This window comes from Streptomyces sp. PU-14G, assembly GCF_041028275.1.
Lineage (GTDB): Bacteria > Actinomycetota > Actinomycetes > Streptomycetales > Streptomycetaceae > Streptomyces.
This window is the reverse complement of record NZ_JASKYT010000416.1, coordinates 1-5,430: the sequence shown is the minus strand read 5'-3', so window position 1 is coordinate 5,430 and position 5,430 is coordinate 1. Positions and strand designations below refer to the sequence as shown.

5 protein-coding genes are annotated in these 5,430 nt (G+C 73.9%); 2 read left to right on the top strand and 3 right to left on the bottom strand.

Annotated features, from left to right (window positions below):
- Nucleotides 1–256: 256 nt before the first annotated feature.
- Nucleotides 257–1,480, top strand: a complete 1,224-nt coding sequence (rocD, locus tag AB8Z75_RS30330) for an ornithine--oxo-acid transaminase (RefSeq protein WP_369207582.1) — start codon at nucleotides 257–259, stop codon at nucleotides 1,478–1,480.
- Nucleotides 1,481–1,486: 6 nt separating this feature from the next.
- Here rocD and AB8Z75_RS30325 read toward each other — a convergent pair whose 3' ends face one another.
- Complete coding sequence (locus AB8Z75_RS30325; protein WP_369207580.1) at nucleotides 1,487–1,807, bottom strand: hypothetical protein; 321 nt, start codon at nucleotides 1,805–1,807, stop codon at nucleotides 1,487–1,489.
- A 140-nt stretch (nucleotides 1,808–1,947) separates the two neighbouring features.
- Here AB8Z75_RS30325 and AB8Z75_RS30320 point away from each other — a divergent pair, with 140 nt between their 5' ends.
- Nucleotides 1,948–2,727 (top strand): helix-turn-helix domain-containing protein, encoded by a 780-nt coding sequence (locus AB8Z75_RS30320; protein WP_369207578.1) that lies wholly within the window; start codon nucleotides 1,948–1,950, stop codon nucleotides 2,725–2,727.
- On the opposite strand, the gene AB8Z75_RS30315 is transcribed toward AB8Z75_RS30320, so the two are convergent.
- Entirely contained in the window at nucleotides 2,706–4,148 is a 1,443-nt protein-coding gene (locus AB8Z75_RS30315; RefSeq protein WP_369207576.1) for a cytosine permease, read from the bottom strand. The two genes, AB8Z75_RS30320 and AB8Z75_RS30315, sit on opposite strands and share 22 nt — an antisense overlap.
- A gap of 97 nt (nucleotides 4,149–4,245) precedes the next feature.
- Nucleotides 4,246–5,430 (bottom strand): PLP-dependent aminotransferase family protein (locus AB8Z75_RS30310; RefSeq protein ID WP_369207575.1); only part of this gene is annotated, 1,185 nt, incomplete at its 5' end.

Genomic DNA, 5,430 nt, shown 5'->3' with positions numbered 1-5,430 from the left:
GCCCCCAGCCGGGGAGCGCCCCGCCCCGGCTGGGGGCCGCCTCACCCCGCGCCGGAGGCGCATGGCGGTCGTGGCGTCGGAGGCGCATGGCGGTCGTGGCGCCGGAGGCGCATGGCGGTCCGGGCACCGGAGGCGCAGCGCCGGGGCACCGGAGGCGCAAGGCGGTCGGGCGCGGGACGGCGGCACGGGCGGCGATGGAAGATGGAAGGTGCCGCCCCACCTGGCGGCACCGGCACGCACAGAGACGGAGACGACGATGTCCACCCTCTCCACCTCCACCGCCACGAGCGCGCAGAGCATCGCCACCGCGGAGGCTCGCAGCGCGCACAACTATCACCCGCTCCCCGTCGTCGTCGCCACCGCGGACGGCGCGTGGGTGACCGATGTCGAGGGCCACCGCTACCTCGACATGCTGGCGGGGTACTCGGCGCTGAACTTCGGCCACCGCAACCCGCGTCTGATCGAGACGGCGAAGGCCCAGCTCGACCGGGTCACCCTGACCTCCCGCGCCTTCCATCACGACCGCTTCGCCGACTTCGCCGCCCAGCTCGCCGACTTGTGCGGGATGGAGATGGTGCTGCCGATGAACACCGGCGCCGAAGCGGTGGAGACGGCCGTCAAGACGGCGCGCAAGTGGGGCTACCGCGTCAAGGGCGTGCCCGCCGGACAGGCGAAGATCGTCGTCGCCGACAACAACTTCCACGGCCGTACGACGACGATCGTCAGCTTCTCCACCGACGAGGAGGCCCGCGCGGACCACGGCCCCTACACGCCGGGCTTCGAGACCGTGCCGTACGGCGACCTGGCCGCGCTGGAGGCCGCGCTCGACGCGCACACGGTCGCCGTGCTCCTGGAGCCCATCCAGGGCGAGGCCGGCGTCCTGGTGCCGCCGCCCGGTTACCTGGCCGGGGCCCGCGAACTGACCCGTGAGCGCGGGGTGCTGTTCATCGCCGACGAGATCCAGTCGGGGCTCGGCCGCACCGGGGCCACCTTCGCCTGCGAACAGGAGGGCGTGGCGCCCGACATGTACGTGCTCGGCAAGGCGCTGGGCGGCGGCGTCGTGCCCGTCTCCGCCGTCGTCTCCTCACGCGAGGTGCTGGGCGTCCACCGTCCCGGCGAGCACGGCTCCACGTTCGGCGGAAACCCGCTGGCCTGCGCCGTCGGGCTGGAGGTGCTGGAGATGCTGCGCGGCGGCGAGTACCAGCGGCGCGCCGCGGAACTGGGCGAGCACCTCCACCGCGAACTCGCCCTGCTGCCGGACACCGCCGTCCGCCAGGTCCGCGGGCGCGGCCTGTGGGCCGGCGTCGACATCGAGCCCTCGCACGGCACGGGCCGGGAGATCTCGGAGAAGCTGCTGGCCCGCGGCGTCCTGGTCAAGGACACCCACGGCTCCACCCTCCGCCTCGCCCCACCCCTGGTCATCACCAAGGAAGACCTCGACTGGGGCCTGGACCAGCTCCGCGCCGTGCTGGCCGCCTGACCGGCGTCAGGTGCCGTCGGGGTCGGCGGCACCCAGCCGCAGCCCTCGGCTCTCCGCGACACGCAGGGCGTTCGCGAGCGCGCGCACGCACGCTCCCAGCGCCAGACGGAGAGCGAGGGCTCCGGCGGCGGGGTTCGCCAGGACACTTTCGGCCTCCCGCAACGCTTCCGTGGCCCCGCGCACTTGGTGGTTCTCCGCCTCGTCGGCCAGCGCGGAGAGCACCCCGCCTTCGGCGCCCGGTGCCAGATAGCAGGGCTTTCCCGTCTCCGTCGTCCACGGCAGCAGCCGCATGTCCTCCTGGAAAAGCGGCTCGTTCGTCTCCGGCATCCTGTGCTCCTCTCCGCGGGTGCCGCTCATGGTCGCCGCCGTCGGCGGGACAGTGCGACGACGTTCGGGGCGTCCGACCGGAGTCATCAAAAGGCGTCAAACCGGTGTCACACGAGCCGCCTTGGTCCTAACGTGGGTCCATGACCACAGCCGAGCACGTTCCGAACGACGTCCTGCGTGCCGTGCGCATCGGGCTGCGACTGAGCCAGGACGACCTGGCCAGGGTGCTGCGGCGCTCCGGTGAGGAAGCCGGGGAGCCGAACGACGCGAGCAAGCGGCTCGTCCAGCGCTGGGAGGCGGGGATCAGCCGTACCCCCCGGCCCGTGTATGCCCGCGCGTTGGAGCGGGTCACCGGGCGGCCGGTGGAAGCGCTCGGGTTCTGCCTCCCGGTGCCGGGGTCGCGCGTGCGGGAGGACGGGCACGGCGGACACGATGTGGAGGCCGAGGAGACGGGAACGGCCGGTGGCGCGGGCGCCCGGGCCCGGCACCAGCAGCAGCCGCCCCCGCACTACGGCGGCGTCTGGCTGAGCCGCTACGAGTACTTCAGCTCGGGTCGCGGCGACACGTTCACCGGGGCCCATCACGTCGTGCTGGTGCAGCACGGGAACCGGCTCACCGGGGAGTCCTTGCCGGGCGGGTCGAACAACCCGGACTCGCCGCTGGCGCTCGAGATGACCGTGGACCGCAACGTGGTCACGGGGACGTGGACGGAGCAGACCGCGACCGGTGGCTACTACGCGGGCGCCCGCTACCACGGCGCCCTTCAGCTTCTCGTCGAGCCGACCGGGCGGCGGATGACCGGCAAGTGGCTCGGGTTCGGCAAGGACTTCGACGTGAACTCCGGCCCGTGGGAACTGGTCTTCCTCGGCGGCTCCACCGGCAAGGCCGCGCTGGAGCGTTACAGCCGCCCGCCGGAGTAGGCGCCGGCCTCCTGCCGCCGTACCGACCGGCGCCGGGTCGCCAGGGTGACGGCGAAGGCCAGCGCCAGCGCCGCCAGCAGGCCCAGGTTGGCGCCGGCCCAGGTGCCGTCCCGGCCGCCCAGGCCCAGGGGGGCCAGGAGGTAGCCCTGCCAGTCGAGCCAGGCGGCGCCGGTGTTGGTGACCAGGCCCCAGCCCACGGCGGTGGCGGCGGCCAGGAGGGTGACGGGCAGCCACCGTACGTCGCCGTAGCGGCCCGCAGGCCTGAAGAGGTCGGCGTCGTCGAGGGTGCGGGTGCGCAGGGCGAGGTCGGCGAGCATGATGCCGCACCAGGCGGCGATGGGGACGCCGAGGGTGGTGAGGAAAGCGGTGAAGGTGCCCAGGAAGTCGTCGGTGAGGAAGACGAGGGCGACGGTGCCCGCGACCATCAGCGCGCCGTCGATTCCGGCGGCGACGTAGCGCGGGACGCGGACGCCGGCGGCGAGCAGCGCGAGGCCGGAGGAGTAGATGTCGAGGACCGCGCCGCCGACCAGGCCCAACACGGCGACCAGCGTGAAGGGGAGGAGGAACCACAGGGGGAGGAGCGTGGTGAGGGCGCCGATGGGGTCGGCGGCCACCGCCTGGTTCAGGTCGGTGGAGGAGCCGGCCAGCAGCAGGCCGAAGACGAAGAGCAGGAGGGGCGCCAGCGAGCCGCCGAACGTGGTCCAGGCGGCGACGGCCGTGCCGCGGGTGCGGCGGGGCAGGTAGCGCGAGTAGTCGGCGGCGGCGTTGACCCAGCCGAGTCCGAATCCGGTCATCACGAACACCAGTGCGCCCACGACCTGTTGCGCTGACCCGTGGGGCAGCGCGGAGACGCGGTCCCAGTGGATCTCGTCGGCCACCAGTGCCACGTAGCCGAGCGTCAGGGCGCCCGTCACCACGGTGATGGCGGTCTGGAGCCGCATGATGAGGTCGAAGCCGATGACTCCGGCGGCGACGGTGAGCGCGGAGACGACGAGCAGGGCGAGGATCTTCGTGCCCGTGCCGCCGCCCCAGCCGAGCCGGTCGAGGACGGTGGCTGTCGCCAGGGTCGCCAGTGTCACCAGGACGGTTTCCCAGCCGACGGTCAGTATCCAGGAGACGGCGGAGGGCAGCCGGTTGCCGCGGACACCGAAGGCGGCCCGGCTGAGCACCATCGTCGGTGCCGAGCCGCGCTTGCCTGCCACGGCGATCAGCCCGCACAGCAGGAAGGAGACGAGGATGCCGGCGGTGCCCGCGAGCAGCGCCTGCCAGAAGGAGAGTCCGAAGCCCAGTGCGAAGGAGCCGTAGCCGAGTCCGAGCACGGAGACGTTGGAGCCGAACCACGGCCAGAACAACTGGGCGGGACGCCCCTTGCGTTCGGCCTCGGCGATGACGTTGAGACCGTTCTCCTCCACCGTCGGCATGGCGCCGCACACCCCCGTCTGCCGTCTGGGCACTCCGGATGCCCGTGGACGGCTTCCGTACGGGCCCGTGGAGCCTCCACGGACGCCGTGCGGTGCGTCAAGCCCCCGCCCGGCCGGGTGCGCCTCGCGTGCCGCCGCGCAGGGAGGCGAGTGTGGTGCACAGGGCGTCCAGCGCCGCCCCGTACGCGTGTTCGGCGGGGCTTCCGTAGCCGGCGACCAGGGACGGGGGCGCCGCGGACGCGTCCGGTGCGGCCGGGGGCCGGAAGCCGGTGAGCGGGTCGAGGCCCACGCCCGCCCGTTCCAGGGCCCGCAGCGCGCGTTCCTCCTCCACGCCGGGCGGCAGGGCCACAACGGCGTGCAGCCCGGCGGCGATGCCGGTGGCGCGCGCCTCGGGTACCCGGGCGGCCAGCGCTTCGACGAGCCGGTCGCGCCGGACGCGGTAGCGCTGCCGCATGGCGCGCACGTGCCGGTCGTAGGCGCCGCGCTCCAGGAAGTCGGCGAGCGTGAGCTGGTCGAGGCTGCCGACGGCCCACTCGGCGGGTGTCTTGGCCGCCAGTACGTCGTCCACGAGGTGGTCGGGCAGCATCATCCACGCCAGGCGCAGCGCCGGTGCCAGGGCTTTGCTGGCGGTGCCGAGGTAGACGACGTGTTCGGGGCCGAGTCCCTGAAGCGCCCCCACCGGGTGCCTGTCGTAGCGGAACTCGCCGTCGTAGTCGTCCTCCAGGACGAGTCCGCCGCAGCGCCGTGCCCAGTCGACGACGGCGGCCCGCCGGTCCGGGTGCAGCGGCACCCCGAGCGGGTACTGGTGTGCGGGGGTCAGCAGCACGGCTCCCGCGTCGGCGAACCGTGGGTCGGTATCGAGTGCCTCCGTCCTCGCGCCGCGCGTGTCCACCGGCAGCGGACGGGTGGGCGCGCCCCGTGTCTGGAGCAGCTCGCGGTGGAAGAACAGCCCGTACTCCTCGACCGCGACCGTCCCGGTGACGACCCTGGCCAGCAGGGCGACGCCCTGCGCGAACCCTGCGCACACCACGATGCGCTCGGGATCGGCGCGCACGCCGCGAGCCCGCGCCAGGTAGTCGGCCAGTGCGCGCCGCAGCTCGGCGGTGCCCCGCAGGTCGCCGTGCGAGAAGGCGTGGGCGGGCGCGGCGGTGAGCGCTCTGCGGGCCGAGGCCAGCCAGGCCGAGCGGGGAAACGCGGTCACGTCCGGCGCGCCGGTGCGCAGGTCGTGCAGGGGCCGTCGCCGGCGGCGTTCCGCGAGGGCCGCACGGGCCCGCCCCTGGAG

Coding starts and splice junctions, on each gene's coding strand:
- rocD (WP_369207582.1), top strand. CDS start 257: ATGTCCACCCTCTCCACCTCCACCGCCACGAGCGCGCAGAGCATCGCC.
- AB8Z75_RS30325 (WP_369207580.1), bottom strand. CDS start 1,807: ATGCCGGAGACGAACGAGCCGCTTTTCCAGGAGGACATGCGGCTGCTG.
- AB8Z75_RS30320 (WP_369207578.1), top strand. CDS start 1,948: ATGACCACAGCCGAGCACGTTCCGAACGACGTCCTGCGTGCCGTGCGC.
- AB8Z75_RS30315 (WP_369207576.1), bottom strand. CDS start 4,148: ATGCCGACGGTGGAGGAGAACGGTCTCAACGTCATCGCCGAGGCCGAA.